This window comes from Streptomyces sp. NPDC036984 (assembly GCF_055607665.1).
In genome coordinates this window covers 44,200-66,956 of the sequence record NZ_JBVJRL010000030.1, presented here as the reverse complement: position 1 = coordinate 66,956, position 22,757 = coordinate 44,200, and the positions used below count along the sequence as shown (strand labels likewise).

At 68.6% G+C, this 22,757-nt stretch carries 45 protein-coding genes; 16 read left to right on the top strand and 29 right to left on the bottom strand.

Annotated elements, in window-relative coordinates; genetic code table 11:
* Window positions 1–220 precede the first annotated feature (220 nt).
* Both ACZ7DL_RS35240 and ACZ7DL_RS35235 read left to right on the top strand, forming a co-directional pair.
* A complete protein-coding gene (locus ACZ7DL_RS35240; RefSeq protein ID WP_470780595.1) occupies window positions 221–577 on the top strand; it encodes a hypothetical protein in 357 nt (118 codons plus the stop codon).
* Between the two features lie 46 nt (window positions 578–623).
* Complete coding sequence (locus ACZ7DL_RS35235) at window positions 624–860, top strand: hypothetical protein (protein ID WP_470780593.1); 237 nt, start codon at window positions 624–626, stop codon at window positions 858–860.
* A 172-nt stretch (window positions 861–1,032) separates the two neighbouring features.
* Here the strand turns inward: ACZ7DL_RS35235 and ACZ7DL_RS35230 are convergent, their stop codons facing one another.
* Together ACZ7DL_RS35230 and ACZ7DL_RS35225 are read right to left on the bottom strand one after the other, a co-directional pair.
* The gene (locus tag ACZ7DL_RS35230) at window positions 1,033–1,263 is read right to left on the bottom strand and encodes a hypothetical protein (RefSeq protein WP_470780591.1); all 231 of its coding nucleotides are present in this window, start codon (window positions 1,261–1,263) and stop codon (window positions 1,033–1,035) included.
* A 127-nt stretch (window positions 1,264–1,390) separates the two neighbouring features.
* Entirely contained in the window at window positions 1,391–1,969 is a 579-nt protein-coding gene (locus tag ACZ7DL_RS35225) for a hypothetical protein (RefSeq protein ID WP_470780590.1), read from the bottom strand.
* Between the two features lie 190 nt (window positions 1,970–2,159).
* Between ACZ7DL_RS35225 and ACZ7DL_RS35220 the strand changes: the two genes are divergently transcribed.
* From ACZ7DL_RS35220 to ACZ7DL_RS35180, 9 genes are read left to right on the top strand one after another with little or no spacing between them, the layout of a single operon-like run.
* Window positions 2,160–2,681: a hypothetical protein gene (locus ACZ7DL_RS35220; protein WP_470780589.1), complete on the top strand. Its 522-nt coding sequence runs from the start codon at window positions 2,160–2,162 to the stop codon at window positions 2,679–2,681.
* Window positions 2,681–2,839, top strand: coding sequence for a hypothetical protein (locus ACZ7DL_RS35215; RefSeq protein WP_470780588.1), 159 nt, complete (start codon window positions 2,681–2,683; stop codon window positions 2,837–2,839). The genes ACZ7DL_RS35220 and ACZ7DL_RS35215 overlap by 1 nt, the downstream gene beginning before the upstream one ends.
* On the top strand, window positions 2,836–3,255 hold the full coding sequence (locus tag ACZ7DL_RS35210) for a hypothetical protein (RefSeq protein WP_470780587.1): 420 nt from the start codon (window positions 2,836–2,838) through the stop codon (window positions 3,253–3,255). Before ACZ7DL_RS35215 ends, ACZ7DL_RS35210 begins: the two co-directional genes overlap by 4 nt.
* Window positions 3,255–3,656 carry a DUF4326 domain-containing protein gene (locus ACZ7DL_RS35205; protein WP_470780585.1) on the top strand — a complete coding sequence of 134 codons (402 nt, stop codon included), beginning with the start codon at window positions 3,255–3,257 and terminating at the stop codon, window positions 3,654–3,656. The genes ACZ7DL_RS35210 and ACZ7DL_RS35205 overlap by 1 nt, the downstream gene beginning before the upstream one ends.
* On the top strand, window positions 3,653–4,249 hold the full coding sequence (locus tag ACZ7DL_RS35200; RefSeq protein ID WP_470780583.1) for a hypothetical protein: 597 nt from the start codon (window positions 3,653–3,655) through the stop codon (window positions 4,247–4,249). The genes ACZ7DL_RS35205 and ACZ7DL_RS35200 overlap by 4 nt, the downstream gene beginning before the upstream one ends.
* Window positions 4,246–4,479: a hypothetical protein gene (locus ACZ7DL_RS35195; RefSeq protein WP_470780582.1), complete on the top strand. Its 234-nt coding sequence runs from the start codon at window positions 4,246–4,248 to the stop codon at window positions 4,477–4,479. Before ACZ7DL_RS35200 ends, ACZ7DL_RS35195 begins: the two co-directional genes overlap by 4 nt.
* A 44-nt stretch (window positions 4,480–4,523) precedes the next feature.
* On the top strand, window positions 4,524–4,703 hold the full coding sequence (locus tag ACZ7DL_RS35190; RefSeq protein ID WP_470780580.1) for a hypothetical protein: 180 nt from the start codon (window positions 4,524–4,526) through the stop codon (window positions 4,701–4,703).
* Window positions 4,700–4,834, top strand: a complete 135-nt coding sequence (locus ACZ7DL_RS35185) for a hypothetical protein (RefSeq protein ID WP_470780578.1) — start codon at window positions 4,700–4,702, stop codon at window positions 4,832–4,834. The genes ACZ7DL_RS35190 and ACZ7DL_RS35185 overlap by 4 nt, the downstream gene beginning before the upstream one ends.
* Before the next feature lie 17 nt (window positions 4,835–4,851).
* Window positions 4,852–5,364, top strand: coding sequence for a hypothetical protein (locus ACZ7DL_RS35180; protein WP_470780576.1), 513 nt, complete (start codon window positions 4,852–4,854; stop codon window positions 5,362–5,364).
* 3 nt (window positions 5,365–5,367) lie between these two features.
* Here the strand turns inward: ACZ7DL_RS35180 and ACZ7DL_RS35175 are convergent, their stop codons facing one another.
* On the bottom strand, window positions 5,368–6,438 hold the full coding sequence (locus ACZ7DL_RS35175; RefSeq protein WP_470780574.1) for a hypothetical protein: 1,071 nt from the start codon (window positions 6,436–6,438) through the stop codon (window positions 5,368–5,370).
* Between the two features lie 285 nt (window positions 6,439–6,723).
* On the opposite strand from ACZ7DL_RS35175, the gene ACZ7DL_RS35170 reads away from it, so the two are divergent.
* The 5 genes from ACZ7DL_RS35170 to ACZ7DL_RS35150 all read left to right on the top strand — a co-directional run bounded on the left by ACZ7DL_RS35170 (window position 6,724) and on the right by ACZ7DL_RS35150 (window position 8,915).
* Window positions 6,724–6,933 carry a hypothetical protein gene (locus tag ACZ7DL_RS35170; protein ID WP_470780572.1) on the top strand — a complete coding sequence of 70 codons (210 nt, stop codon included), beginning with the start codon at window positions 6,724–6,726 and terminating at the stop codon, window positions 6,931–6,933.
* A gap of 107 nt (window positions 6,934–7,040) precedes the next feature.
* Window positions 7,041–7,460 (top strand): hypothetical protein, encoded by a 420-nt coding sequence (locus ACZ7DL_RS35165; RefSeq protein ID WP_470780570.1) that lies wholly within the window; start codon window positions 7,041–7,043, stop codon window positions 7,458–7,460.
* The gene (locus tag ACZ7DL_RS35160) at window positions 7,460–7,870 is read left to right on the top strand and encodes a hypothetical protein (protein WP_470780568.1); all 411 of its coding nucleotides are present in this window, start codon (window positions 7,460–7,462) and stop codon (window positions 7,868–7,870) included. The genes ACZ7DL_RS35165 and ACZ7DL_RS35160 overlap by 1 nt, the downstream gene beginning before the upstream one ends.
* Window positions 7,871–7,917: 47 nt before the next feature.
* Window positions 7,918–8,097 (top strand): hypothetical protein, encoded by a 180-nt coding sequence (locus tag ACZ7DL_RS35155; RefSeq protein WP_470780566.1) that lies wholly within the window; start codon window positions 7,918–7,920, stop codon window positions 8,095–8,097.
* A gap of 59 nt (window positions 8,098–8,156) precedes the next feature.
* Window positions 8,157–8,915 carry a hypothetical protein gene (locus ACZ7DL_RS35150; protein ID WP_470780565.1) on the top strand — a complete coding sequence of 253 codons (759 nt, stop codon included), beginning with the start codon at window positions 8,157–8,159 and terminating at the stop codon, window positions 8,913–8,915.
* A gap of 167 nt (window positions 8,916–9,082) precedes the next feature.
* On the opposite strand, the gene ACZ7DL_RS35145 is transcribed toward ACZ7DL_RS35150, so the two are convergent.
* From ACZ7DL_RS35145 to ACZ7DL_RS35020, 26 genes are all read right to left on the bottom strand, one after another.
* Window positions 9,083–10,084, bottom strand: coding sequence for a hypothetical protein (locus tag ACZ7DL_RS35145; RefSeq protein ID WP_470780563.1), 1,002 nt, complete (start codon window positions 10,082–10,084; stop codon window positions 9,083–9,085).
* Window positions 10,081–10,647, bottom strand: a complete 567-nt coding sequence (locus ACZ7DL_RS35140) for a hypothetical protein (RefSeq protein ID WP_470780561.1) — start codon at window positions 10,645–10,647, stop codon at window positions 10,081–10,083. Before ACZ7DL_RS35140 ends, ACZ7DL_RS35145 begins: the two co-directional genes overlap by 4 nt.
* Before the next feature lie 42 nt (window positions 10,648–10,689).
* Window positions 10,690–11,220 carry a helix-turn-helix domain-containing protein gene (locus tag ACZ7DL_RS35135; RefSeq protein ID WP_470780560.1) on the bottom strand — a complete coding sequence of 177 codons (531 nt, stop codon included), beginning with the start codon at window positions 11,218–11,220 and terminating at the stop codon, window positions 10,690–10,692.
* 104 nt (window positions 11,221–11,324) lie between these two features.
* Window positions 11,325–11,663, bottom strand: coding sequence for a DUF6233 domain-containing protein (locus ACZ7DL_RS35130; protein WP_470780558.1), 339 nt, complete (start codon window positions 11,661–11,663; stop codon window positions 11,325–11,327).
* A gap of 85 nt (window positions 11,664–11,748) precedes the next feature.
* Entirely contained in the window at window positions 11,749–12,054 is a 306-nt protein-coding gene (locus ACZ7DL_RS35125) for a hypothetical protein (RefSeq protein ID WP_470780557.1), read from the bottom strand.
* A 45-nt stretch (window positions 12,055–12,099) separates the two neighbouring features.
* A complete protein-coding gene (locus ACZ7DL_RS35120; protein ID WP_470780555.1) occupies window positions 12,100–12,675 on the bottom strand; it encodes a nuclease-related domain-containing protein in 576 nt (191 codons plus the stop codon).
* On the bottom strand, window positions 12,672–13,124 hold the full coding sequence (locus tag ACZ7DL_RS35115; protein WP_470780553.1) for a hypothetical protein: 453 nt from the start codon (window positions 13,122–13,124) through the stop codon (window positions 12,672–12,674). Before ACZ7DL_RS35115 ends, ACZ7DL_RS35120 begins: the two co-directional genes overlap by 4 nt.
* Window positions 13,121–13,327: a hypothetical protein gene (locus ACZ7DL_RS35110; protein WP_470780552.1), complete on the bottom strand. Its 207-nt coding sequence runs from the start codon at window positions 13,325–13,327 to the stop codon at window positions 13,121–13,123. The genes ACZ7DL_RS35115 and ACZ7DL_RS35110 overlap by 4 nt, the downstream gene beginning before the upstream one ends.
* A complete protein-coding gene (locus ACZ7DL_RS35105) occupies window positions 13,324–13,560 on the bottom strand; it encodes a hypothetical protein (protein WP_470780551.1) in 237 nt (78 codons plus the stop codon). The genes ACZ7DL_RS35110 and ACZ7DL_RS35105 overlap by 4 nt, the downstream gene beginning before the upstream one ends.
* Before the next feature lie 46 nt (window positions 13,561–13,606).
* The gene (locus tag ACZ7DL_RS35100; protein ID WP_470780549.1) at window positions 13,607–14,401 is read right to left on the bottom strand and encodes a LuxR C-terminal-related transcriptional regulator; all 795 of its coding nucleotides are present in this window, start codon (window positions 14,399–14,401) and stop codon (window positions 13,607–13,609) included.
* Window positions 14,398–14,859, bottom strand: coding sequence for a hypothetical protein (locus tag ACZ7DL_RS35095; RefSeq protein ID WP_470780547.1), 462 nt, complete (start codon window positions 14,857–14,859; stop codon window positions 14,398–14,400). The genes ACZ7DL_RS35100 and ACZ7DL_RS35095 overlap by 4 nt, the downstream gene beginning before the upstream one ends.
* A gap of 65 nt (window positions 14,860–14,924) precedes the next feature.
* A complete protein-coding gene (locus ACZ7DL_RS35090) occupies window positions 14,925–15,857 on the bottom strand; it encodes a hypothetical protein (protein ID WP_470780546.1) in 933 nt (310 codons plus the stop codon).
* A gap of 104 nt (window positions 15,858–15,961) precedes the next feature.
* Window positions 15,962–16,216 (bottom strand): hypothetical protein, encoded by a 255-nt coding sequence (locus ACZ7DL_RS35085; protein ID WP_470780544.1) that lies wholly within the window; start codon window positions 16,214–16,216, stop codon window positions 15,962–15,964.
* Between the two features lie 45 nt (window positions 16,217–16,261).
* On the bottom strand, window positions 16,262–16,783 hold the full coding sequence (locus tag ACZ7DL_RS35080; protein ID WP_470780542.1) for a hypothetical protein: 522 nt from the start codon (window positions 16,781–16,783) through the stop codon (window positions 16,262–16,264).
* Window positions 16,784–16,812: 29 nt separating this feature from the next.
* Entirely contained in the window at window positions 16,813–17,238 is a 426-nt protein-coding gene (locus tag ACZ7DL_RS35075; RefSeq protein ID WP_470780540.1) for a hypothetical protein, read from the bottom strand.
* Window positions 17,239–17,387: 149 nt separating this feature from the next.
* Window positions 17,388–17,807, bottom strand: coding sequence for a hypothetical protein (locus ACZ7DL_RS35070; RefSeq protein WP_470780539.1), 420 nt, complete (start codon window positions 17,805–17,807; stop codon window positions 17,388–17,390).
* A gap of 268 nt (window positions 17,808–18,075) precedes the next feature.
* Window positions 18,076–18,576: a single-stranded DNA-binding protein gene (ssb, locus tag ACZ7DL_RS35065; protein ID WP_470780538.1), complete on the bottom strand. Its 501-nt coding sequence runs from the start codon at window positions 18,574–18,576 to the stop codon at window positions 18,076–18,078.
* Between the two features lie 107 nt (window positions 18,577–18,683).
* Window positions 18,684–19,247: a hypothetical protein gene (locus ACZ7DL_RS35060; RefSeq protein ID WP_470780537.1), complete on the bottom strand. Its 564-nt coding sequence runs from the start codon at window positions 19,245–19,247 to the stop codon at window positions 18,684–18,686.
* Window positions 19,244–19,687: a WhiB family transcriptional regulator gene (locus tag ACZ7DL_RS35055; RefSeq protein WP_470780535.1), complete on the bottom strand. Its 444-nt coding sequence runs from the start codon at window positions 19,685–19,687 to the stop codon at window positions 19,244–19,246. The genes ACZ7DL_RS35060 and ACZ7DL_RS35055 overlap by 4 nt, the downstream gene beginning before the upstream one ends.
* Window positions 19,684–20,175 carry a hypothetical protein gene (locus tag ACZ7DL_RS35050; RefSeq protein WP_470780534.1) on the bottom strand — a complete coding sequence of 164 codons (492 nt, stop codon included), beginning with the start codon at window positions 20,173–20,175 and terminating at the stop codon, window positions 19,684–19,686. Before ACZ7DL_RS35050 ends, ACZ7DL_RS35055 begins: the two co-directional genes overlap by 4 nt.
* On the bottom strand, window positions 20,172–20,519 hold the full coding sequence (locus ACZ7DL_RS35045) for a hypothetical protein (RefSeq protein ID WP_470780532.1): 348 nt from the start codon (window positions 20,517–20,519) through the stop codon (window positions 20,172–20,174). The genes ACZ7DL_RS35050 and ACZ7DL_RS35045 overlap by 4 nt, the downstream gene beginning before the upstream one ends.
* Window positions 20,520–20,732 carry a hypothetical protein gene (locus ACZ7DL_RS35040; RefSeq protein ID WP_470780530.1) on the bottom strand — a complete coding sequence of 71 codons (213 nt, stop codon included), beginning with the start codon at window positions 20,730–20,732 and terminating at the stop codon, window positions 20,520–20,522. It abuts the gene before it with no gap.
* On the bottom strand, window positions 20,729–21,337 hold the full coding sequence (locus tag ACZ7DL_RS35035; RefSeq protein ID WP_470780529.1) for a hypothetical protein: 609 nt from the start codon (window positions 21,335–21,337) through the stop codon (window positions 20,729–20,731). The genes ACZ7DL_RS35040 and ACZ7DL_RS35035 overlap by 4 nt, the downstream gene beginning before the upstream one ends.
* Window positions 21,338–21,445: 108 nt before the next feature.
* Window positions 21,446–21,796: a hypothetical protein gene (locus ACZ7DL_RS35030; RefSeq protein WP_470780528.1), complete on the bottom strand. Its 351-nt coding sequence runs from the start codon at window positions 21,794–21,796 to the stop codon at window positions 21,446–21,448.
* Window positions 21,796–22,023, bottom strand: a complete 228-nt coding sequence (locus ACZ7DL_RS35025) for a hypothetical protein (RefSeq protein WP_470780526.1) — start codon at window positions 22,021–22,023, stop codon at window positions 21,796–21,798. Before ACZ7DL_RS35025 ends, ACZ7DL_RS35030 begins: the two co-directional genes overlap by 1 nt.
* Window positions 22,024–22,039: 16 nt before the next feature.
* Entirely contained in the window at window positions 22,040–22,687 is a 648-nt protein-coding gene (locus ACZ7DL_RS35020) for a DUF6197 family protein (RefSeq protein WP_470780524.1), read from the bottom strand.
* Window positions 22,688–22,757 lie beyond the last annotated feature (70 nt).

Below are 22,757 nucleotides of genomic sequence, written 5' to 3'. Positions count from 1 at the left end.
GTAGCCCCCATACGCTCGACCGTGAGCGACACCCGGGCTGGCGTGGAGAGGGCGAGCGGGGCGCACAGGCGTACACCGGCGACACGGCGCCCCAGCACCCGCCAGAAGCCCCACAAGCCGCCTCCTACGGCAGCCAGGGCCACGCCGTTTGGTGAGAACGCGAATCGGGGGCATCCTGCCGCCCAGCACGCTCCACAGCCGACACGAGCCTGGAGAGCCGATGAGCCACGAACAGCCGCAACCGACCAGCACCCCTACCCTGCCCGGCTTCATCCAAGACCACGACAGCGGCCAGCAGACCATCCGCGTCTGGTGCCGCTGGTGCTGCCGCTTCCACGAACACGGCTACACCGGCACGAAGGTCGGCGACACCACCCTCCTCCTGGGCGCACACTGCATCGCCCCCGACAGCCCCTACAAGGCGACGGACTACTACATCCGAATCAGCGGTACCCCGTTCTCCGCGGTCCGTAAGACGGTGCGCACCGCGACGGCCGCACAAGAGAGGGCGATCCGGGAGGGCCGGATCACCACGAGCGTGCAACTGCTCCGCGACCAGGAGCCACCTGTCGGCTGACGGCGTTCCAGCCCGTTCTGCCGGACCCGGCTGGGAGACTGGCCAGATGACCACCCCAACAGAGCGGGCCGCGCAGCCCGGTGAACTGTGCACCTGCGGCCGGCAAGCCGTCACCGTCATCCCCACCGAGCGGTTCGGGGACGTCGGGTACTGCGGTATCGAGGGCGCCGCGCGAAGGCCCGTCCTGCCGTGCCCGTGGTGTGGTGCAAGCGAGCCGCACAAGGAGTCGTGGGGAGACCCGGCCCGCTGTCCCGACTACCAGCTCCGGCCGCCCGGGAACTGAGGATCAGGCAGGGCAGCAAGCCGGGGGAACGGGTCCGCGGTTTCGGGTGATGCTGTGAGTGGGTTCCCCTTCGGGGGAGTCTCCGATCAAGCGCCCCCATGACCCGCCCACTGGCGGTGAGGGGAAGAGCTGGGAAGCCCCGGGCCAGAGTGCACCGGGGCTTACTCGCGTCTCACTGGTTGTTCATAACCTCGAGTACGGCTTCTTCTACCCACTCCTGCGCCCACCCCTCGCCCTTCACCCACGCGGCCCGCACAGCGTTGTAGAACGCGCGCTGTTGCCCTTCAGGGTCATCAGGGAGCGCAGCCGTCAACTGCTGTACCAACGCCATCACCTTCCGAGCGGTCGGCATGGTGCTACCCATCTCATACGCCAGGTTCTCGGTAAGCCTCTCTTCGTCCACGCCCTAGTCAACGACCATCACAATGCTCGGAAGAGTGAAGTTGGCGCGGGCCGGGCCTGGAGATGGGGTAGGCCCGGCCCGCGGTGCACGAGACGCAGTCTGGTCAACGAACGGACGGGCAAGCCGGTTACTCCTCCTCCAGGCCCTCACGCTCCCCCTCAGGACTGGGCGGCTCCCGCAACGTACGGATCGCCGCAGCATGGAAAGCCTTGCGCGCCTCAACAGCTGCCCATGACAACGGATCCCACTGTGCCCAGTTCGGACCCGCCGCACGAGCCGTCGACTGATCCTCAATCACTTTCCACAGCCGTCGAAAAGCTTCCTTCATCGCTACAAGTGCCTGGTCAACCCGATCCGGGCCGACAAGTTCCACCTGCTCGAAAGCAACGCGTACCGGCCGCCATGCTGTAAGCACCTTCTGGTGAGACTCGTCTGCCGGGTGCTGGTCGACCAGGTTCTGCTCGTAGGCACTGACTCTTTCCGCCCATGCCGCCTGGAAAGACCGTAAGTCGTCCATGGACGAGTCCCAGGCATCCATGAACGTCAGATATGCCTGCCGCCGCTGGTCGCGAAGCCACTGACCGTGTTCAACCGTGGCCTGGTCCGCGGTCTGCCGACGGCCGACCAGGATGCCGGCGAGGATCCCGACGATGCCGAACACGCCGGCGGCGATGGCCGCGACGACGGCCCCCCATGCTTCGTTCATGCCGGTCATCCTGCCGTGACCGTGTCGGGGCCGGGGCGGGTTGCCTCACGCAACCCCTCTAGGCATTGCAATGCCATGCCTGTGCCGGTAGAGTGAACCCTCAAGGTCCCCCGCCCTCCACGCCGAGGGAACACCCCCGCCGTTCAGCGGGACGCTGGACCACCACGCCCCCAACACCCGGGAGCCTCCCATGACCCAGCCCAACCCCAACCTCCGCGACCTGATCGCCACCGCGCTCTACCCGACGTACGGGCAGGAGGACCGCCACCGCAGCCTCGCCATCGCCGACGCGGTGCTGGCCGTGCTGCCCACGCCCGACAACAGGGCGGCCGCCCTCAGTCGAGCCGTGGAGGCTCAGGCAGCCGACGACGCGCTCACAGAGTTCGCCGAAATGCTCTCCGCCCGCATCCCCGACGGATCCCCCACCGAGGACCACGAGGACGTCATCGGGGTGATCCTGGAGCTTCGCGAGGCAGCGAACCAGAAGAAGATCGAAGCCACCTTCCTGCGTAGAACGGCTGACGAGACGCCCAAGGACTCGGCACCGGACACCCTGCCCGCCTGGCTGCAGCAGCGGTTCGACCCCCGCGGCCCCAACTGGGAAGCCCTCGATGACGACGACCGCGCCTACTGGGAGCACCAGGCCCGCGCCGTCCGCCGCGCCGTCGCCCGCAACGGCTTCAAGACCAGCCAGCCCGAGACGGACTCCTGATGCTGCTGGTCCGCCTGTTCCACGCCGTCGACACCACCATCAGCCACCTCCCCACCCCACTCGCCCACGCCGCCGCCGGCCTCCTCATCACCCTCTTCACCGTCGCCTACACCACCCTCGCCACCATCGACCGCACCCACCACAAGGAGAACCCGTGAGCTACCCGCAACTCCTCACCCCCGAAGAGAAGCTCGCCGACGCCAAAGACCGCCTCAACATCCCAACCATCACCGTGCTCTGCGGCTCCACACGCTTCATGAACGACATGGTCGACCTCGACCGGCGCCTCACCTGGGCCGGGCAGATCGTCATCAAGCCCGGCTGCGACATGAAGACCCCCGACCCCCTGTGGGCCGACCCCGTAGAGGCCGAGGCCGGCAAACAGCGTCTGGACGACCTGCACCGCGCGAAGATCCGCCTGGCCAACGTAGTCCTGGTCGTCGGGGACTACATCGGCGACTCCACCCGCGCCGAGATCGCCTACGCCCGCAGCCTGGGCAAGCCGGTCCGCTTTACCCACCCCGAAGTCGACCCCGGCGAGCGTGACGGCGACCCCGCCGCCCAGGAGGCGTGATGCCGCAGCGAGTCCAGCGCACCCGCATCAAAGGCCAGCCGGCCATTCCCGAAGGCGCCATCTACGTCGGACGTGGCCCCGGCAACTACGGCCGCTGGGGCAACCCCTTCACAGTCGCCGACTGCCTTGAGTCTGGCTTCGCCGAGACCGAGGACGGAGCCCGCCGGGTCGTCACCGACACGTACCGCGACTGGCTGACCGGCGACCTCCCCATTACTACCGAGGCCAAGGACACTTCCTGGTCCCGTGAGCGCCGCGACTGGATCCGTGCCCACATCGGCGAACTGGCCGGCAAGGACCTCGCCTGCTGGTGCAAGCCTCCCGCTCCCGGCGAGCCCGACCACTGCCACGCAGCAGTTCTGCTGGAGTTCGCTGCCCACCCGAAGAGGTTCCTCGAATGACCGACCAGCCGAACCGCCACCTCGAGGCGGCAGAGGCCGCCAACGCCAAAGCCGCCGCAATGCCCAAAGACGAGCGCCTCGTGTCCGAGGCCGCCAACGCCCCATACCTCCGCATCCAGCTCGCCTACGCCCTGAAGCGCGCCGAAGCGGCTGAGGCCAATACCGGCCCCACCGACGCCCTCGAACAGCGCCTCGCCGCGATGGAGAAGCTCGCCGCGGCCTGGCAGAAGGAAGCCGAACGAACTCACCGACGGCTGGACGTTCCAGCCAGTACGGCTGACGACGCTGAGATCCGTATCTGGTCCGCCCTGGACCGCACGCTCACCGAGGAGGAAGTGAGCGAGCACCTCCACATACTCCGAGGCCTCCGATACCTGGCCGCTCACGCTATCGACGTCTCGTCCGAGACCTACAAGGACGCCAAAAAGCGCATCACGGACCTCCACGCGCCCGCTCAACACATGGGGCAGACCTGGTGTGGTGAGTGCTCCGTACGCCGCTCCACGGGCCCCAAGACCGAGGAGTGGGTGGCGTTCATCCCGCACCCGTGCCCGACCCTCGACGCCCTCGATAACAAGGAGTGCGAACGGTGAGACCTCGTAAGACGGCACAGGAGATAGCCGAGCTGGAGGCCGCGTTCGAGCGGCCGGCCTACTGGCGGTGTGCTCACTGCAACGAGCCCATCACCGGCGACGGATGGACGTGGTCCGGGCCGCTCCGGAAGCCCGGCGAATCCATCTGGGACCAGAAGCGCTACCACCTGGACAACCCCGAGTGCCAGCAGGCCCTCGAAGACCTGAGCAAGGAAGGCGGGGACGTGTGAGGCGTTGGGTGTCGCGGCGGGAAATCGTCCGGCGTCTGGAGGCCGTGGAAGCGCAGCTGGCGCAGCGGACTCCGGCGCCGCTCGCCGGCCAGCAGACCATCAACGTCGGCAACATCTGGGACCACGCCTATCAGGGGCCAGGTTCCTGCCAAGTGGACACGTTCGGCCAGCAGTGCGGGGCGCACCGCGACGAGCATCAACTACACGAGGAGATCACCACATGAGCGATGGATACGCCGGCATCAGCCTGGCCGGCCGCTGGGAGTGCGGCGAGTGCGGGGCGTCCGGAGAAGGATGGTGGGACGAAGACCAGGGTCTGACGCTGGATGTGGGAGAGCACAGCTGCGACGACTGAAAAGAAGATCAGGCACCGTGAACGACGAACCCATGCGAGACGAGCGCCTGGCTGCTCTCGCCGACCAGCTTTCCCGCCAGTACGACTACCGCGGCCTCACCGAACTGGAGCAGGAAGACCCCGAACGCGCTCAGGAACACTGGGACGCTGCCGCAGCGCTCCTGCCATGGATCGAGGACCGTCCCCGCGAGGAACGCCGTGAAGCCTTCGGACGCGGCTACGACAAGGGGAGTGAACGGCAGAAGGTACGCACCGCAGCCGACATGAGGCGTCTGCAAGCGGAGGTCGCCGAGCTGCAGAAGGACCGCGACCCCGAAGGCCTGCGCGCCCGCATCCGCGACCTGGAGTACGCCCTGGAAGGCTGGGACCGGTTCATGACCGGACGGGTTCGGGCAGAGACCGCTCGGGAGGCCCCGAACTGGAAGGAGCAGGCCGCCGTGTACCTGGCCAAACTGGTCAAGGTTCAACGGGAGCTGGCCGTACTGAAAGGCGTGCAGCCGGACGACGCGACCCGCAAGCGGACTACCTGACGTCTAGGCAGCCGACTCCGAGTCAGCCGCGCTGTCGTCGACCATCCGGTCCGGGGACAGCGCGTACTGGTAGATCATCTCTGCCAGAGTCGACGCCCCCCACAACGCCTTCAACGCGGCGATCTCCTGCTCCAGTTTCCGCTTCGACACGCCGATCCTGCGGGCAATCGACGGCTGAGACACCCCATCCGCGATGTAGCGGAGGATCTGCCGCTGCCTCGCCGAGGTCCGTACCCCGTCCGGGCCCGACACCGTGTCCACCTCGCACTGCCCCCGCCTGGAGCGCAGCACTCCCGTCCACGGATCGCCGTACAGCCACATCTGATCGAACATCTCGGCCAGTACGGCAACCACTGCGCGGTCGGTGACGTGCCACGCCGCGTGCTCGGGCCCGCCGGTGATGTGGTCGGAGACGAAGGCCTGCTCCCGATCCACGATGATCATCCGTTCGAACTTGCCGGGCAGCGTCCGGTACTGCACCGAGCCAGCGGCTTCCCGGGTCACCATGCGCCGCGCATACTCGGACGTCACCGGGTGATCCCGCACCGTGTCCCGGTACACCGTCCGCATCGTCACGCCCCGGTCCAGGGCGGCGGCGTCACGGGAGACCGCCTGATCCAGGATCGCTTTGTCACGGGGTCCGCCCGGCTGGGCGGCGAGGATCTCCGTCTTCGCGCCGGCCACCACGTCCCGGATCCGGGCGTTCGCCGCGGCCTGGTCGTCGAGGTACTGGGAGCTGCGGCCGGGCCGTGCAGCGGTGGCCGCGTACTGTCCGGCCAGTTGGTTTGTCAGGTCCGGCAGGGCGGACATGAACGCGACGCGCTGTTTGGCCTCCTCAAGCTGGGCGAACAGGACGGCTTCGAGGGCGCGCTTCGGATTCCGCACGACCGGCCGGCCGGGCCTGTCCGGGTCCTCCTGAATCAGCCTGAACGCGACGAGTTCGCCGTGCGCGCCCGGATACTCACCGGTAATCATTTCAGCCTGCACCCAGTCCTGCCGGGCATACACCCCGTACAAGCGGATAGCACCCGCCGACAAGAACTCATTGTCACTGTGCGCGCTACCTATGGCCAAGGATCTAATCCTCCGTCAAACAACACAGATCAACTGCGACTTCCCGCACTGCGCGCACCCGCACCAGCACAAGGTTGAGAACGCAAGAAGCCTACGGCACCGTAAGAGCGGGGCGTCCCCCGGCGCTCGTACTCCGCATCCTCCCCAAAAACCGCACGCGTCTACTTCTGCCAGGGAACACCCGTACGGCCAAGGGGAATTCGCAGCAGGATCGGAACACGAGCACAAACCGGGACGACGCCCCGCTATCGTGTCCGCCACCCTTTACAGAAAGGAGGTACGTGCGTGAAAAAGCCACTCAAGCAACTCATCGCTGGCCTCACCCTCGCCACCGCAGTCGCCGCCGGCACCCTCGCCGCAACGGAAACCGCAACCGCGCAGTCCGACACGGCATGGGGAGCATCGGCCACCGCCAGCGACACCGGCTGGGGCACCCCGCCCGGCGACATCCTTCCCATCAACCTGCCCATCCCGCTCGACACCGGCTGGGGCTGACCCTCACCGCGTGCCCCCTGGTGCCGGCTCAAGGGGAAGCAGCCGGCACCAGGGGCCACGCCCCGAGCCGAGGGAACACCGCGCCAGAACCGCGCCACGGTAGAGGCATGAGCCCTTCCCGAGAGTTCCCCTACCAGGACGGCGACGTGACCGTCCTCGGTCCCGAGATCTTCGCCAGCAGCGACGGAGATGTCCTGTCCTGGCGCGGCGTGAACTACGTCCCTCAGAAGCGTCTCAAACTCGCTCACCAAGCGCGCCGAGCAAAGGAAGCCCAGCTCGACGGCATCCGCCGCGCCCTCTGCGACATCGGCGTCATCGAAGACGACGACCCCTACGGGCACGCCGACCTGGAAGACGCCATCCGCCAGGCACTCGCCGGCTGGTCGGACGTATCCGACGTCCCACAGAAGTCCTGCGCCCTCCAGCAGATCAACCTCTGCATGGGGTCGGTGGACGCCGAGACCACCGCGGCCATCACCAGCACGCTCCGCAAGGTCCGCCGGCAGAAGCCCGGAGGCGACGTCTGATGGCCAAACACCCTGCAGACGACCGCCGCCAGGCCCTGTGCGCCTGGCTGAGCGCCAACGGCATCGACCCCCGAGACGTTCCCCTGGACGCCGACATGACCATCGACAAGGGGCCCACCGGCCGGTTCCTACACTGCGAGATATTCGACCGCGATCGTGACGGCTGCATCCTCATTGACGAGCGCGGGGAAGGCGCCGCAAAGCTGATCATCAACGTGCCGCTGAAGGTGGAGCCGCCCGAGTGGTGGCAGCCGTACCAGAAGCCGACCCGCGACCAGCTCCTCGCTGTCCTCGGAAGCATCCGGGACCTGGCCAACGAGCAGGGCGAGCTGAACACGTACATCGAGCGGGCCCGGCTGCGCGCCGTGCTGGACCTCGCCTGCGAACGGGAAGGGATAACGGACTTGTGATCGTCTGCGTCACGTACGTCCTGATCGGCGCTGTCATCTTGGCCATCATGCGGATCACCCCCGGAAGCATCCAGCGTCACTACGAGCACGTCGCGGTCACGGACGCCGAGACCGACGAACTGATCCGGCAGCACCCGTACCTGTGCGCAGCGTCCTGGGCGTTCATGTACCTGTTCGGCCTGGCGTTGTGGCCGGTGGTGGCGGCGTCCAGCACGCGACGGCAGTAGTCGGCGGCCACAGCTGAGCGGAGGGAACACGCGGCCGGTTCGTGCTCAGACTGAAGGGCATGCCCACGCCCAATCCCGCACGAACCTGCCGCATCCTCCTCGCCACCGCCGCCAGCATCATCACCGTCCTCGCCCTGCTCCTTGCCGGCGCAACGTCGGCCCGAGCCGCGACCACGCCCGTGTACAAGGGCACAGGCTGGAAGGCGGCCACCGGCAACGGCATCTACAGCCTCTCCCCCAAGCCGTACACGATCGTGTTCGCCAACGACACGGCCCGCACCAAGCTCAGCAAGTACTTCACGACACCAGCCAGCCAGGTCACCACCAGCGTCGGCGTCCCCATCACCGTATCCACCACCATCGACACCACCCCCACCAGCTCCTGCCCCGCCCGGCACCGCATCATCGTCCACTACACCTACCGGCCCACCGGCACCCAAGGCATGAGCCGCGCCCTGCCCTGCCACTCCATAGCCGACGGCTCCGCGTGGGGCGGCCACATCCTCATGGACAGCGAGTACTGGACCTCCAGCACCTGGTTCTCCACCAACGCGACGCTGAACGAGGCGTACCGGGAGAACGCGGTCACCCACGAACTCGGGCACATCCTGGGCTTGGACCATCCCAACTATGACCGTGACGGCGACGGCCTGATCGAGAACTACGAGTGCGTGAAGAACAGCGCCGGCTGGACCCCGGTCATGTGCTCACCAAACGGCGGCGACCGCTCCAGCACCGGCGCCGGCAAGTTCGTCACCGACTACGACCTCGCCGGACTCAAGCAACTCGCAGCCAACTACTACCTGCGGCAGACCTGACTGCGCCCCTGCCTCGTTGTCGGCACTGCGTGTCACACTGGTCATGCCGCCCGCCTTGCAACGTCCCCCGTCGAGGCGGGCGGCTGTGTCTTACCGCTCTGCCAGCTCCCATCGCCGATAAGCTCGCATCAGCGTCCGCCCCTGCCAGTCTCGGGGCGGGCGCTTCTTCATCGATGCAGAACGTTGACCAGCTTGTTCGGGTCCAGGATCGGCGCCCCATCCGGGCCCTTTACGTGCGAGTCGATCCAGATCGGCCGGTGCGCCTGCCGCGACGGATACCAGTGGTTACGCCAGTGCCCGCGGACGATCCACCTATGACGGTAGGCACGCCCGTCACCCTTGCCCCGGTCCTGAGAAGGAACGCCGGCGTGCCGTAGCTGCACGTACCGCACACTCGTCAGCAACCCGGGATCAATGCGCCGCAGATACTTCGCCGAGGCCTTCGACGGCGCCGTCTCCTCTTCACGCACCAGCGTCTGTCCCATCAGCAACCAGGTCACCACCAGCGCCCGCTCCGCCTGCTCCTGCCGCCCCGCCGACTTCGAGTAGCCCTCCAACTCGGACAAGGTCATACCGCTGGTGTCCTCCGGCAGAGACGACAGCCAGCCCGGCACCTTCCCGAACGGCAGGAACCCGCGGGTCATACACACGATCTGCTGCGGATTCACCGTGCGCAGCCGGCGCACCTCCTCCGCCGTCAGGTCCCGCAACCCCGCCTTCTTGTCACCCTTGGACTGGAAGGAGATCCAGTCTTCCCGCAGGCACCAGGTACGGAACTGCACCCCGGTGCCCTGCTGCGCCCAGGACACCCCGATGATCGGGCAGCCGGTGTACTCACCGCCCTCGTAGGCGTCGGTGGCGTACTCTTCCCACAACAGCAGCCCGTGCGTGGCCGGGAGGTCCTCCGGGTGAAGCCGGTAAGCCGGAAGCGCGAGCCCGGCCGAGACAGCCATGCGGGTCATGTCCTTGGAAACGAAGAACAGCTCGGCAGCCTGAAGGGCCACAGACCAGTTCGCGGCCGCGCGACGCTCGGTCGCCGCCGAATGCGGGTCCAGGCCCTGCGCCCAACGCGTCTGTCCCCCTTCCGGGCCGGAGTCGGCCAGCCACTGCACCAGCTCGGCGCGGATCTCCGGAAGAATCCGCGCCGAGAGAACCTGTCGGCCGCTCACGCGTCGGCCAGGTCGGTGCGCTTGCCCTGCCCAGGCCGAGCCGCCAGCGCCTTCCGCACGTCACCCGCCCGGTACAGGGCCTGGGGGCGCTTCGTCTTCGGATGCGGGTAGTAGGCGAACGGCTTCACCCCGAGCCGGGACATGGCCGCCGCGGCCACCTTCGCCGGCTGCTTCGCCTGCGACTGCAACTCCCACCGGCCGATCGCCTCCAGCGTCAGCGGGTCGTTGCGCTCCACGATCGGCTCCAGGTCGATCTCCTCAACGATCGCCTTAAAGTCGAGGAACCCGTCCTCGTCCGTGGGGTAGTCGGCGAACTCGTCGTCGTCGGGGTCGGCCGGCCCGATGAACTCGTCTACGCACAGGCTGACGCTCGGCGGGAGCGCGGCCTCGATAGCGGCCCGGTACTCGCGCTTGATCTCGTCCAGCGCGCCGGACTCCTCCAGCATCTCCTGCCAGTCGTTGTCACCGCCGTTGATGTAGTCCATGACGTCGTAGTCCGGACTGAGGGAGTAGGTGCTGACGCGGTTGCACCAGGTGCCGTAGCTGGTGGTGGTGTAGCTCATCGGTGGTCTCCTTGCGCAGGCTCGGTGAGTGAACTAGGGGTTTCAGAGGGCAGTGACGGCGGCCTTGATGCCGACAAACGTGGCGTCGACCAGGTCGAAGGTCTGCCGCACCCCGTCGTAGAAGCGGATCTCGTAGGAGCGGGCGCCGTCGTAGTAGCGGGCGTGGAGCTGGCCGTCCGCGGCGTCGAACCACACCTTGTCGATCGCGCCGGCGATCCCTCCGACACGGCCGTTGGCGATGGTGCGGCCCTGGAAGCTGGCGCCGCAGACGCTGCCGGACTTGTAGTGGCTGGTCTCCAGGCCGGCGAACTCGGCCCAGTCGTTGATGTAGACGCGGTCCATGCCGTTCTTCTGCCAGCGACGGCCGCCGATCGCGACGAGGGCCTCGGCGGTGAGAGTGACGTGCTTGGCGGGGCGCTTCATCTTGCCGATGGCGATGCGGGCGGCGAGGGAGGCGGTGTCGATGATCCAGCGGCCGGCCTGCTTGGTGGCGGCGATGACGCCGGCGCGGCACCAGGTGCGGATGGTGGCGACGGTGACCTGGGCTTCTGCGGCTGCTGCGGTGGTGTTCATCGGGTTCCCCTCCCTTTCGACACCACCAACTATGCTGTACGTACAGCGAAGTTGCAAGGGGGTTCACCCAATCAGATGACTGGACAGACAAAGACGCAGGTCAGCTAGTCGAGAATGCCCAACTCGGTGTCCGGCCGACAGAACCCACACGCCGGCACCCCACCCGCGATCGCCCGCCGCACTGTGTCGGAGTCCGTCGGCTTCGACCGCTTCCCCGCCATCCGGCAGCCGCCGACGTGCACGGCGTTCGGCACCGCGTCCCGGTTCAGCCCGTACTCGATCAGCCAGTCCGGGACCGGCGGCCGCGCCTGCTCGCCACGCCGCCGCTCCGCTTCCCGCCGCTCCACCGCCGTGATCTGCTTCCGCACCCGGTCCAGGGTCAGGGCCAGCCATGTCTCCAGCATGCGGAGCCTTGGCAGGTCGGGCGGCAGATCATCGAACACACTTGCGATTCTATGGGTAGAAGAAAAGAGCCCGCCACCCGGTGCAATCCCAGGTGACGGGCCCTTCCCCTTCGCGGGTCACCGATCAGCTTCCCCGAGCCATCCGATCCAGACCGGCATCCACCACCACGAGATCCGGATGGGCTCGCAGCTGCTGCTCCAACCGCCACTCCGCCAGGTCCGCCTCGTGCGCGGCCCACACCTCGCCCTCCGCAGCCCCAGCCAGGCAGGCGATCAAAGCGACGTCATCCTCGGTGAGCCCGTCGAAACGGTTGTGCGGAGCCCACATGCCAGCGAACTCCACCGGCTCGCCCACACCCGCATCCGGGACCCGATCGGACAGCCAGCGACGGAACGGAGTGTCGTAGTCGTCCCGGTCAAGATCGATCATCAGCTGTTTCCTTCCAGATAGGACGGGAGCACCCGTGCAGCATGCTCAGCCAGGGCCACAGCGTTCGGAGTGCGCGGCCAGTCGTTCCCCCGCAGCACCTCCACCAGCCGAAACGCGGGCACCACGGGCACGCACGAAGAACCCGTCACCGGCCACGGCCGCGTTGTGCACGGCGATCACCGGCTGAACCGGCACCCCCACCGCCCGCGCCACCAGATCCGTCTCGTACAGGACACTGCGCACCGACTTGCCGCGGTCCACCTGGCCGTGGAAGAGGCTGCCGGCCACCGTGTGGACGGGATACCGGGCCGACCACAGCTTGCTGTCCACCAGGAACACCCGGGCGCCGGGCGAGACGAGGACGTGGTCGGCGTTCGCCCGCCGGGCACCCGGTACCGCCCGGTCGTGTAACACCGTCCATCCCGCCGTCTCGAGCAGCTGTAACAGTGCGGCGGTGCGCTGCTCCCCGACCGCGCCAGCGTCACAGTCGGCCGCTCGAGCGTCCGCACGACGCGCGGCCGGGCTGAGCCCGAGGGCAGCCAGGAGACGCCGCCACAAGCCCCTGCGGACGGCTGCACGCTGCTCCTGACCCCACCGGGCCGCCGACCCACCCGCGGTCACGTCCGGCCCTCCTTCGCCCTGTCCATGGCCGCAATGAGCCGGTCCGCGTAGTCAGTGGCGACCCCATGCGGGGAGCAGAAGTCCCGCATCTGCGCAGCGAACTTCCGGGCCGCCGCCACCTCCCGCTCAGCAACCTCGGCGCGGCGCCGCAGTACGTCGACGTCGTCGTCCTCCGACTGGTAACCCGGCGCGAGCATCCGCTCGTACTTCGGCTTCCAGGCCAGGCACTGCTCGCACGTCACCACCGTGCCTTCCGGCAACGCTCCCTGCCGGGTGGAGAAGCCGCAGAGCGCGATCCCGGTCGCCCACGCCTCGAACTGCGGCAGCCACTCGTACACGGCCAGGTGTACGACGTCCGGATGGTCGGGTAGCGGAAGCCGGGCAACGGGGCGCAGGTAGCGGCAGGACGGGTCCAGCTCGGTCACTTCAGTCGCTGGCTGCTCGGTCATGCTGCTCCATCAAGGGTGGTGGGGTTCCAGGTGTCAGGGCCGGGCACGGTCTGCACCCGGCGGCCCCAGTAGTAGGCCGGCCACAGCTGGCCCAACGGCTTACCGGAGCGGGAGCACGGCGGTTTGCCGTGCCGAGACAGGCGGCCGCGTGCGGACAGGGCTGCCCTGCGGCCGCAGTGGGGGCAGGTGATGCGGATCGTCATCGTGCGACCGGCTTCTTGTGCCGCGGCGTGCCCACACGGTGCCGGCGGCGACGTATCGCGTGTGCCGCGTGCTCCAGCAGGAGAGCCGCTCCCACGGATATGAGCGCGGCCATGATGTCGAGGGGGACGGGGATGTGGTCGTCACCGGTGATAGCGATCCAGGTGCAGGCGAGGGTCAGGGCTATGAGGCCGGTGAGGAGGCAGCCGGTGAGGAGGGCGTAATGCTGGCGCATGGGACCTCTAGGGGTGGGTGGGGCGGTCTCCCGCCGGTGGCGGTGTCTAAGATGTCCGTTTCTTGGGGTCGAATAGGCCGTTCTGCATCGCCACCCGAACCGCAGCCGCACGCCGCTCACCCACCGGCAGACCAGCAACCCCAAGCCGCTGATACACGCGTGAGATATGCGAACTGACCGCCCGACTGTGCATCCCCAACCGGGCCCCTACCTGCGCCAGCGAGTCACCCGACGCCGCCTCCCGCAGCACTTCAACCTGCCGCGGCGACAACTTCAGCGCCCGCGCCGGCATCTGCCACTCCGCGGACAGAAGGTGCCCCAAGGGAATCTCGAACGCCGCACACACCTGCATGAACGCGCGAAGGGAACCCTCGCCGTCCTGCAAACGCTGCACGGTGGCCCTGCTCAGGCCGGACCGCTCACATAGATCGGCCACCGCCCAACCCCGAGCCTGGCGCTCTGCACGAACACGGTCACCGAGATCAGCGAGCTGGTCCTTGAGTGCCTCATCGACCGGTTTACTGTCCACGTGCTTCACCGGTCGTTCCACACGCTCAGGTCGAGGCGGAACGGCGACGGAGTCCAGATTGACCAGCCCAATCCGGATGCCTACAGCGACCGCCTGAGCACGGTCTTCGGCCTTCAGACGCTTGAGGATGGCAGCTATCTGCGACTTCACGGTGTCCTCAGTCGTGCCAAGCCTCCTACCGATCTCCCTGTTGGAGCAGCCCTTCGCAGCCAGCTGCAGAACCTGGGTGAGGCGTGGCGTCAGGTAGCGGACGGAAACCTGGGCGGGCCCGCTGTGCTGAGACGACGGGCCCACTTGAACGGGTGCGGTCATGCTCGGCTGGTCTCCTTGTTGCGTCGGGTGGTGGGGAGTCGGTCACCGAGTCCGCGGAGTGCGGCCCGGACAGCACTGGCAGGCGTCGCCTGAACAGCAGCGGGAGCTGGAACGGGCTGTTCGGGCTCAGGAGCGGCCCGGACGGTGTTCGGGTGCCACAGCTCCACCCACACCCCGTCACGCCGCCACACGAGCACCGTGCGATCCATGACCTCGATGTCGAACAGTGGGCGCATGTCCCCGGGGTGAGACAGGCTCAAGTCGGATTCGGAAGCGAACCGGGCCAGCGCGTGCGCCGCGCCCGGGCCGGCGACCTCCGCGGAGATGACGGGACTGCCATCCGGGGCGGTGCCGGTCGTCCAGGTGCTCAGGGTTGCGGCCAGGCCGCGGGTTGCCATGGAGATGGACCAGGAGTGGGTGGCGTGCTCCTGGGCGGCTTGCAGGGCGGGGTCGGGCATGGGGCCTTCTTCGGGGCGAGGGCGTACGGGATGGGGTGGGGTCGCGTAGCGGGGCCCCGGCAGGCTCAGTCCGTCTCGGGCTGCCCGGACCGCGCCACGTCGGCTTCCGCGTCGATGCCGAGGATGTGCACCGGGTCCATCGGCGGGAGCTTCGCGGGCAGCGCCTTCGGGGTGTCTGGCTCAAGGAACTCGCAGTCCCCAGCGACGCGGCCCTCGCAGACGTGCTCGGCGAGCGGGGTGCCGGTGTCGGCGTGCAGCCGGTACAGGTCGAGGAGTCCGTCGGTCACTTGATACGCCTCGGGGTAGTTGGCGGCTGCGTCCCGCTGCGTCTTCAGCCACTGCTCGAACTGGTCGCCTCGCCGGGGATGGGCCTCGCCGTCCTGTGTCGGGTCCTGCTGCGCCACGCGGGCGGGGTTCATGAGGCACGTCCCCGGGTCGACGCCCTCGCAGTTGCCGCACGCGTGCTCGTCCTGCTGCGCCTCGCCAGCCAGACGACGCAGCACGGAGCGGGCACGCCCCAGGCCCTCGACGTACCCCGCGTCCCACTCCCGCTCTCCGCGGTCTTGGGCCTGACGCGCCATCTTCAACAGCAACGCGTCGGCCTCGGCCAGCACGGCGGCCTGCTGGTCGGGCGCGGGCAGCACGGCCAGGACCGCGTCGGCGATGGCGAGGCTGCGGGTGCGGTCCTCCTGCCCGTAGGTCGGGTACAGGGCCTCGGCGATCCGCTGGCGCAGCGTGTTGCGGTCGGTGGCGGGCGCCGGGTCGGCAGGAGCGGCGGCGCGGACGTCATTCGGCGGCTCGGTGGCCCACCGGTCGGGGCGGACGGGCTCCCAGTCGCTGTAGGAGACGCGCCGCCGGAGCACGATGCCGCGCTGACGCTGGCCGGGAACCATGTCGCCGCCCCCGTCCGGGTGCGGGAACCAGGTGTGGAACTCCCACTCGGGCGACGGGATGGACGGCAGGTCGCTGCGGCGGATCGGATCGGTCGGGTCGGTCATGGTCACTCCAGATGTCTGGTGCGGGCGGGCGGTCGTGGTGTGGGAGGCTGGGGCCGGCCCGCCCGTGGTTGCTGCACGGGCGGGCCGCCTTGCGTGCGGGGTGGTCACGGGGACGGGTCGAACGGACGGCGCAGCCGCCACTGGTACTGGCAGTCGCTGTTCGAGCAGCAGGCGCGGGCGCGTCCAGCGGAGTCGGCGTTGTCGGCCGAGAGGACGGGCGGTACCTGGTTCGGGTCGGCGGGGCGGACGGTGCCGGTGTTGTCGATGACGGCGTAGCCCCAGTCGAGGTGGCCGGTCACGTCCTCCACGACGGTGGCCGGGTATCGGCAGCGGGGGCAGGCGAGGATCTGTTCGGTCACGTTGCTGCTCCTGGTGGTTGGTGTGAGTGTGGTCACGGCCGGGTGTCAGCGGCAGCAGCCGTCCTCGCAGTGCGGGGACCAGATCTCGTGTGCCGGCGTGCCGTCGTCGGCGACGACGTGCGCCACCACGGCGGCGCGCTCGTTGCGGTACGCGGCCAGTGCACGGACGGGGCTGAGGAGTTCGTGGCCGGGGACGTACTTCCGGCAGTCCTTCTCGTGCAGTCCCTGGCTGCGGGCGCAGGTGCAGGGCAGCTTGCCGCGGAGCTGGAGCAGCAGCTCGTAGAGGGCTGATGCCCGGTTGTGGTCGGGATCGGCGGCGAGCTTGGCGTCGGTGGTTTCGGCGGCCCAGTGGATGGCCTGCTCGCGTGCGGTGGCGACCTGGGCGCGGAGGCGGCGGATCTCGTCGGCCATCGCCGCGACGTCATGCGGTGCGTGGGCCAGCGCGGCGAGCAGAACACCGGGGCTGGACGAGTCGGTGACCGAGATGGACGGGCGCTCCCACTTGGGGACGGGCGCCCAGCGGGCTTCGATCGCGTCGAGGTCGAGGGGCTGCGGGTCGTGTGGCATGAGGTCTCCAGGGGTGTGAGGGCGGGTGATCAGGCGGTGGCGGGCGTGAGGCGAGCGGCTTCGGCTTCCAGGGCCTCACGTAGCGGCATGTGCGGACCCATCGCACGGGCGGCTTCCTCGGCGGCAGTGAGGGCGTCCTGCTGCTGGACCTCCCGGGGCGTGGCCGGGCGGTAGACGGTCGTCTCGCTGATCTGGACGAGGGTGTTCTGGCCGTGGTCGAGGAGGTGCCACGATCCGTGCTCCTTAACCCAGGTGAAGTCGGGGGTGGAGTGGGGCTCGTCGTCCTCGTCTTCGTCGTCCCAGTGGCCGTACTCGTCGCCTTCGTAGTCGTAGGCGGCGTGGGCCTTGGCGGTTTCCAAGTCGAGGTAGAGGGCGTTGCCATCCCACATGTCGCTGTCTTCCATCCAGGCGTGGAAGACAGTGAGGGCTCGGGCCAGGCGAGGCGTGCTGTTCACGGCGTGCTCCTTCGTGGTTGGGGTTGTGGTGCGCGGGGTCAGGCGGCGGGTATGGGACTGCCCCACCCCGCCGGGGGGTGCGGGATGGGGCAGCGGACCGCGCCGGGGTGCGCGGCTGGCGGTCCCCGGAGGGGGCGTGGGGACCGGGTCTACTCGGCGAGCAAGGCGCCAACGGTGGAATCGCCGACCCGCACAGCCGGAGCAGCGACACGGGCCAGACGCAGTGCAGTTTCCAGATCGAACTCCCGCTGCGCCCGCCACTCCTGGGAGCGCTTGGAGGCCTGTTCCCACCTGCCGTCAGCGTCCAAAAGGAAACCGAGGCGGCTGATCTGCCAGAGTCCCGAGTCGCACAGGCGAACGGTGATGGCTGAGAAGCTGCGCATGGGGTGCCCGGGCGGCAACAGAGCGATCCGGTAGGACGACACCTCAACGTCGGAAGCCTGGGCCAGCACAGCGTCGGCAGCTTCCTCGTGCAGTGCTGCGTGCTCCTCTCGTAGCTCGGCGATGGGCTGCCCGTCGTAGGAGCGGGCCAGTACGTCGGCGATCTGTTCGCGGGTGACAGCGGTCATGGCTGGCTCCTACTGGCCGTAGTGGTCGGACGGGTCGTCGGTGGGGCCGGTGAGGCTGGCGCAGCCGGGGCCGTGGATGCCGGCGGCGATCTCTTCGGGGGTGGCGTCGCAGTCGCAGTTGGGCATGGGGTCCCCCGGGATTCCGTGTGGTGGGGCGTGATATCTCCACCGTACCCCTATAGGCATGGCATGACAATGCTTAGCAAGGTTGGTTACAGCAAAGGGGTCCAGCCACACGGCAGACCCCTTCGCAAGCGAACCAGGAAGCTCAGAAAGGAGGCTCGGTGTCCCAAGCGTTCTGCCCGCCACCGCCCGCCGGCGACGACCCCCACGGATCCTCCATCCCCTCCCGCGACGACTGCTGACGGGCCGCCTGGTACGCGTCCTGCTTCCCCGTACCGGACCCGCCCCGCGCCTTCTCCACCCGCGCAGTCGCAGAGCGCAGAGACGGGCCGATCGCATCTACCCGGAACACGATCTTCGACCGCTTCTGGCCGGTCTGCTTGTCCTCCCAGGACTCCTGTACCGCCCGGCCCACCGCAATCACTTCCATACCCTTGTCCAGGGAGCCCACGATGTTCTCCGCGAGCTGCTTGAAGGCCTTCGACTCCCAGTAGGTCGTATCCGCATCGGACCACTCGTTCGAGGCCGGGTCCTTCACCCGCCGCGAGGTGACGATCGTGAACGCGGCAATCGCCACGCCCGATGGACTGAACCGAAGCTCCGGCGCCTGGGTGAGCCGGCCGGTGAGGGTCATCGTGGTACTCATCGAACACTCCTTGCTACGTCAGGGGCCGCTTTGGTGCGCTAGCACCGAGCGGCCCCATGAAGAATTTCGCAGCTCAAAACCTGTTTGTCTGAGGCGCTTCCCCCGGCTCACGCCACATCGGACACGGCCACCAAGGGTCGCTGTGGTACCGGCTCACCGGCCTCCCGGGCCCGCCGCTTGATCCGCTCCCACGCCCTCTGGACCGCCGGCACCTCCATCCCCAACCGGCGTGCCACCAGCTCGTAGGACAGACCACGCCGCAAGCCGACCTCAATCGCCAGACGCCGCTCGTCCCTATTCAGCGGTTGCCGCTCGTTCTTCGCAGACAAGGCCCGGTTCACCGCAACCACGTCCACCCCGGCCATCTGACGCCGCAGCGTCGGCGCCAAGTCCCGGATGGCCTTCTCCGACCTGGTCGTGTGCGACCGAGCAATCCGATCGCCGTGCTCATCGAACGTCACCCACGCCAGCGCTTCCTTCAACGAGCGCTCCGGGTCAGCGACCGCAGCCAGGACGACCGCCAGGGCCTCCAGCTCGTGCCGAGTCAAACCGGCCAGCCGCGTCTTGATGTCGTCAGCAGAACCCTCATGGACGTCCACGACCAGGCCGGCCGCCTCGGGCATCAGGGCCTCAACCATGTCGCCGCGCTGCTCGGCACTCAGGATGCTCATCCCGCCGTCACCCCCGCACCCGCGGCCGCGGCCCGCTCCTGCTCGAACTCGGTGAGGCAACGCCACAGCGTGATCCGCGACACCCCCAACTGCTTCGCGACCCGCGACTGCGGCACCCCAGCCGCCAGCTGCTCCTCAATCCACTCCTGCTGCTCCCAGCAACGCTCCCTCTGCGACTCCACCACCCCCAGGGCCTGCCGACGCTCGTGCTCGTCCATGCCCCCCCACACGCCGGCTGGCTCCCGGTTGGCCAGCGCCCAGTTGAGGCAGCCGACACGGATCGGGCAGCGTCCGCAGACCTTCTTGGCCTGCTTCACAGCGGTGGTGATCTGGGAGCCGACGCCGCCGGGGTTGAAGACCTCGGGGTCGGTTTGGGCACAGAGGGCGTATTCCCAGTTGGGCGTGGCGGGTGTTGTGCCGAGGCGTGTGGTGGCGGTCATCGGGGGACTCCGGTGAGGTCCGTGGGCGGGTTGAGGAGAGCCAGGTGGTCGGGGTGTATCTGGTCGAGGTCGGTGACGATGAGGACCAGCTGGGAGCCTTTGATGGGGGTGCCTAGGCGTGGGTCGGGGCCGAGGAGGCGGGTGGAGTCGTCGTCGGTGAGGATTCCGGCGTCTACGAGGGCTCCGTCGACTGCGGCTTTGGCGGATTGCATCCAGTTGCCAGGGTCTCGGCGTACAGCGCGGGGGCCGGGGTGGATGACGTAGTAGACGTGGGCGGCGCGCATTTGGGGGAGGCCCTGTTGGCGGGCGTTGCGGCCCGCGACAGCTCCGGCGTGGCGGACGATGCTGGCCATTTCGCGGACGCGGCGCCAGTGCATGCGGCGGGTTTCGTTTTCGTTGAGGAGCTTGAGGCCGGCGGGGAGTTCGATGCGCCATGACGGGGGGCGGCTGATGTCGTGGCGCTCGGTCTCGGGTGCGGTGGCAGTCATGCGACGTCCAGGAGGGTGACGGGGACGGCTCCGGGGGTTGTCTCGGTGGCGGGCCTGCCTTCCCAGGTCCATTCGCCGTTCGGGTCGCCTCGGTGGAAGGTCAGCCAGATGTGGCGGATCTCGTCGATCCAGTCGTCGAGGTGGGCGTGGCGGTCGTCGGCGAAGTTGGCGAAGCCGAGGAAGGTTCGGGCGTGCTTGTTGAAGGTGGCGAAGGCTCGGCGCTTGTCGTGGTGGCCGAGGGCAAGCATGTTGCCGTCTTCGCCGTAGGTGCTGACGGGGATGCCGTAGTGGGTGGCTTCCATGTCGGTGGCGGTGGGGGTGAAGGTTTCGGGGGCGGTGGTCATCTACTTCTCCGGGGTTGGGAGGTGGAGGTCTCGGGCGAGGCCTTGGCGGATGTCGAGGGCGATGGCTTCGTTGTGGATGAACCGGGTGATGGTTTGCATGCGGCTGCGGTGTTCGGCGAGGTCGTCTTCGAGGCTGTCGACGATGGCCGCGTGCTGTTTGCAGAGCTGACCGGCGAGGGTGGCGACGTAGCCGGGGTCGGGGGCGGTGGTCACGGCTCGGGGTGCTCCCTCGGGGTCTCCTGGTCGACGCGGACGATGGGGCTGAGGGTGGGGATGGGTTGGGTGTCGGCGGCTGCGCTCTTGGCGCGGGTGAGGGCGTCGCCGAGGGCGCGGACGGCCGGGTTGGGGGCCGGGATGCTGGGGGCGGGAGTGGTGCGCTGTTGGCACTGTGCGGTGAGGGTTCGGGCGCGGCGGAGTTCGTCGGCGGTGTGGATGGTGTAGGCGTGTACGGCGCCGTGGCGGCAGCGGATCGCGGCATGGAAGGTGGGCCGCTGGTCGGTGGTGGCGTGGGCGGGGGTGTGGGTGATGACGGTGCCGTCGGCGAGGCGGGCGGTGGGGCCGGTCCAGGAGCGGACTGGGACGGGGAGCCGGGCGGCTGCGCTGGCGAGGGCGGCACGTATGGCGGCCTGCTCTACGGCGCCCATGGGGCCGACGAAGACGCGGCGGCGGATGGGGAGGGGCCGGCGGAGGTCGACCACGGTGTTGACCGGGGCGGTGCTGGGGAGGGCCTTTTTAGCGGTGGTGGTCTTGCGGGCTGCCCGGGCCGGCTTCTTCGCGGTGGGTTTGGCCGGGGTCTGCTTGCGGGTTCGGGTGGCCATGGTCGGCCTCCGTCCTGTGCTGGGTTCTGGTGGTGCTCCGTCTTGGGTGGAGGGTGAGGAGTGCGAGGGTGGTGATGCCGATGGCGAGGGCGGTGCCGTCGGGCCAGGTCACCTGGTGCTCGGTTCCGCTCGGTAGGCCATGAGTGCATTGACGGGACTGAGCAGGTCGTGACCAGCGACGTACTTTCGGCAGCTCTTTTCGTGGAGGCCCCAGCTGCGGGCGCAGGTGCACCGCTGCATGCCGCGGAGCTTCAGCAGCACCTCGTACAGGGCGGAGGCCCGGGTGTTGTCAGGCTCCTTGGTGAGCATCGCGTCGACGACGTCCGCGGCTTCACTCAGGTGCAGGGCTCGCTGCTGCTCGTACTCCGTGCGCGGGACCATGACGTAGTTCGTCATCTCCTGCTTGATGTCTGCCAGTTCGGCCTGCGCCCTGGCGAGGTCCTCGGCGAGGTTCGTCATCAGCTCTGCTCCTTCTCCGTGAGGGCGGCGTTGACCTGGATGGCGTGGAGGTAGCCGTCGATGAGGCCCTGGGCGTAGAGGACGTCGTACTGGTCGGCCATGGAGGCGCGGGCGTGGATGCGGCGGGAGGGGAGGTGGGTGATGGCGGCGAGTTCGCCGTCGGTGTAGCCCTCGTTGTAGGAATCGGCGGAGCCGGTGGGGGCGGTCTCGGGGGTCATGAGGCTCATGGGGGTGGCCTTTCAGTCAGAGGGAGGCTTCGTAGGCGGACACGACGGCGTCGGTGACGCGGTCCTGGCCGTCGCAGTCGGGGCAGGGCTTGCTGGTGTTCCGGTAGAAGCGGTGTCCGAGGTCGTGGCCCTGCTTGCGGCGCGGGCTGAGTTCCTCGTAGGGGATCTCTTCGCCGTCGACCATCAGTGATCCGTGGCCACGGCAGGTCGTGCAGAGCCCGTAGGCGTCGGTGAAGCCGTGCCGGGTGCTGGGGGTCTGGGTGGCGAGGGTGTTAGCGGCGCGGAGGATCCGGGCCCGGACCTCGTCCACGGTGGGCGGCTCGGTCTGGCCGATGCCGGGGGTCATGGCCCACTGCGAGACGTGCTCGATGTAGTCCGGGACGTACAGGCCGGGGGCGATCTCGGTCTCGCAGACGTCGGTGTCGAGGACGGCGCTGATTGCGCGGATGGCGGCCATGGCCGGCGCGGAGGCCTCGATGATGGCGAGGGAGGCGTCCTCATCGGCGGCGAACTCGGGCGGGCAGGTGCCCTCGGCGGCCATGTAGACGGCGGCGCAGATGTCGACGGCATCGGAGTCGTTGGCGGCGAACTGGGGGCCGGTGTGGAGGCCGTGGGTGGTGATGATGTGGGCGGTCTCGATCAGGGTCTGGGCCGTGGTCTGCATGCGCTTCTCCCGAGAGGGGTTGGCGTCCCCGGCCGCGCAGTGTGGGCGTCATGCGTGGCCGGGAAGTCTG

Excerpts from the sequence above, each read along its gene's own strand:
- ACZ7DL_RS35240 (WP_470780595.1), top strand. The coding sequence starts at position 221 with ATGAGCCACGAACAGCCGCAACCGACCAGCACCCCTACCCTGCCCGGC.
- ACZ7DL_RS35235 (WP_470780593.1), top strand. The coding sequence starts at position 624 with ATGACCACCCCAACAGAGCGGGCCGCGCAGCCCGGTGAACTGTGCACC.
- ACZ7DL_RS35225 (WP_470780590.1), bottom strand. The coding sequence starts at position 1,969 with ATGAACGAAGCATGGGGGGCCGTCGTCGCGGCCATCGCCGCCGGCGTG.
- ACZ7DL_RS35220 (WP_470780589.1), top strand. The coding sequence starts at position 2,160 with ATGACCCAGCCCAACCCCAACCTCCGCGACCTGATCGCCACCGCGCTC.
- ACZ7DL_RS35215 (WP_470780588.1), top strand. The coding sequence starts at position 2,681 with ATGCTGCTGGTCCGCCTGTTCCACGCCGTCGACACCACCATCAGCCAC.
- ACZ7DL_RS35205 (WP_470780585.1), top strand. The coding sequence starts at position 3,255 with ATGCCGCAGCGAGTCCAGCGCACCCGCATCAAAGGCCAGCCGGCCATT.
- ACZ7DL_RS35200 (WP_470780583.1), top strand. The coding sequence starts at position 3,653 with ATGACCGACCAGCCGAACCGCCACCTCGAGGCGGCAGAGGCCGCCAAC.
- ACZ7DL_RS35185 (WP_470780578.1), top strand. The coding sequence starts at position 4,700 with ATGAGCGATGGATACGCCGGCATCAGCCTGGCCGGCCGCTGGGAGTGC.
- ACZ7DL_RS35165 (WP_470780570.1), top strand. The coding sequence starts at position 7,041 with ATGAGCCCTTCCCGAGAGTTCCCCTACCAGGACGGCGACGTGACCGTC.
- ACZ7DL_RS35160 (WP_470780568.1), top strand. The coding sequence starts at position 7,460 with ATGGCCAAACACCCTGCAGACGACCGCCGCCAGGCCCTGTGCGCCTGG.
- ACZ7DL_RS35155 (WP_470780566.1), top strand. The coding sequence starts at position 7,918 with ATGCGGATCACCCCCGGAAGCATCCAGCGTCACTACGAGCACGTCGCG.
- ACZ7DL_RS35150 (WP_470780565.1), top strand. The coding sequence starts at position 8,157 with ATGCCCACGCCCAATCCCGCACGAACCTGCCGCATCCTCCTCGCCACC.
- ACZ7DL_RS35140 (WP_470780561.1), bottom strand. The coding sequence starts at position 10,647 with ATGAGCTACACCACCACCAGCTACGGCACCTGGTGCAACCGCGTCAGC.
- ACZ7DL_RS35135 (WP_470780560.1), bottom strand. The coding sequence starts at position 11,220 with ATGAACACCACCGCAGCAGCCGCAGAAGCCCAGGTCACCGTCGCCACC.
- ACZ7DL_RS35125 (WP_470780557.1), bottom strand. The coding sequence starts at position 12,054 with ATGATCGATCTTGACCGGGACGACTACGACACTCCGTTCCGTCGCTGG.
- ACZ7DL_RS35115 (WP_470780553.1), bottom strand. The coding sequence starts at position 13,124 with ATGACCGAGCAGCCAGCGACTGAAGTGACCGAGCTGGACCCGTCCTGC.
- ACZ7DL_RS35110 (WP_470780552.1), bottom strand. The coding sequence starts at position 13,327 with ATGACGATCCGCATCACCTGCCCCCACTGCGGCCGCAGGGCAGCCCTG.
- ACZ7DL_RS35105 (WP_470780551.1), bottom strand. The coding sequence starts at position 13,560 with ATGCGCCAGCATTACGCCCTCCTCACCGGCTGCCTCCTCACCGGCCTC.
- ACZ7DL_RS35100 (WP_470780549.1), bottom strand. The coding sequence starts at position 14,401 with ATGACCGCACCCGTTCAAGTGGGCCCGTCGTCTCAGCACAGCGGGCCC.
- ACZ7DL_RS35095 (WP_470780547.1), bottom strand. The coding sequence starts at position 14,859 with ATGCCCGACCCCGCCCTGCAAGCCGCCCAGGAGCACGCCACCCACTCC.
- ACZ7DL_RS35090 (WP_470780546.1), bottom strand. The coding sequence starts at position 15,857 with ATGACCGACCCGACCGATCCGATCCGCCGCAGCGACCTGCCGTCCATC.
- ACZ7DL_RS35080 (WP_470780542.1), bottom strand. The coding sequence starts at position 16,783 with ATGCCACACGACCCGCAGCCCCTCGACCTCGACGCGATCGAAGCCCGC.
- ACZ7DL_RS35070 (WP_470780539.1), bottom strand. The coding sequence starts at position 17,807 with ATGACCGCTGTCACCCGCGAACAGATCGCCGACGTACTGGCCCGCTCC.
- ssb (WP_470780538.1), bottom strand. The coding sequence starts at position 18,576 with ATGAGTACCACGATGACCCTCACCGGCCGGCTCACCCAGGCGCCGGAG.
- ACZ7DL_RS35060 (WP_470780537.1), bottom strand. The coding sequence starts at position 19,247 with ATGAGCATCCTGAGTGCCGAGCAGCGCGGCGACATGGTTGAGGCCCTG.
- ACZ7DL_RS35055 (WP_470780535.1), bottom strand. The coding sequence starts at position 19,687 with ATGACCGCCACCACACGCCTCGGCACAACACCCGCCACGCCCAACTGG.
- ACZ7DL_RS35050 (WP_470780534.1), bottom strand. The coding sequence starts at position 20,175 with ATGACTGCCACCGCACCCGAGACCGAGCGCCACGACATCAGCCGCCCC.
- ACZ7DL_RS35045 (WP_470780532.1), bottom strand. The coding sequence starts at position 20,519 with ATGACCACCGCCCCCGAAACCTTCACCCCCACCGCCACCGACATGGAA.
- ACZ7DL_RS35035 (WP_470780529.1), bottom strand. The coding sequence starts at position 21,337 with ATGGCCACCCGAACCCGCAAGCAGACCCCGGCCAAACCCACCGCGAAG.
- ACZ7DL_RS35030 (WP_470780528.1), bottom strand. The coding sequence starts at position 21,796 with ATGACGAACCTCGCCGAGGACCTCGCCAGGGCGCAGGCCGAACTGGCA.
- ACZ7DL_RS35025 (WP_470780526.1), bottom strand. The coding sequence starts at position 22,023 with ATGAGCCTCATGACCCCCGAGACCGCCCCCACCGGCTCCGCCGATTCC.
- ACZ7DL_RS35020 (WP_470780524.1), bottom strand. The coding sequence starts at position 22,687 with ATGCAGACCACGGCCCAGACCCTGATCGAGACCGCCCACATCATCACC.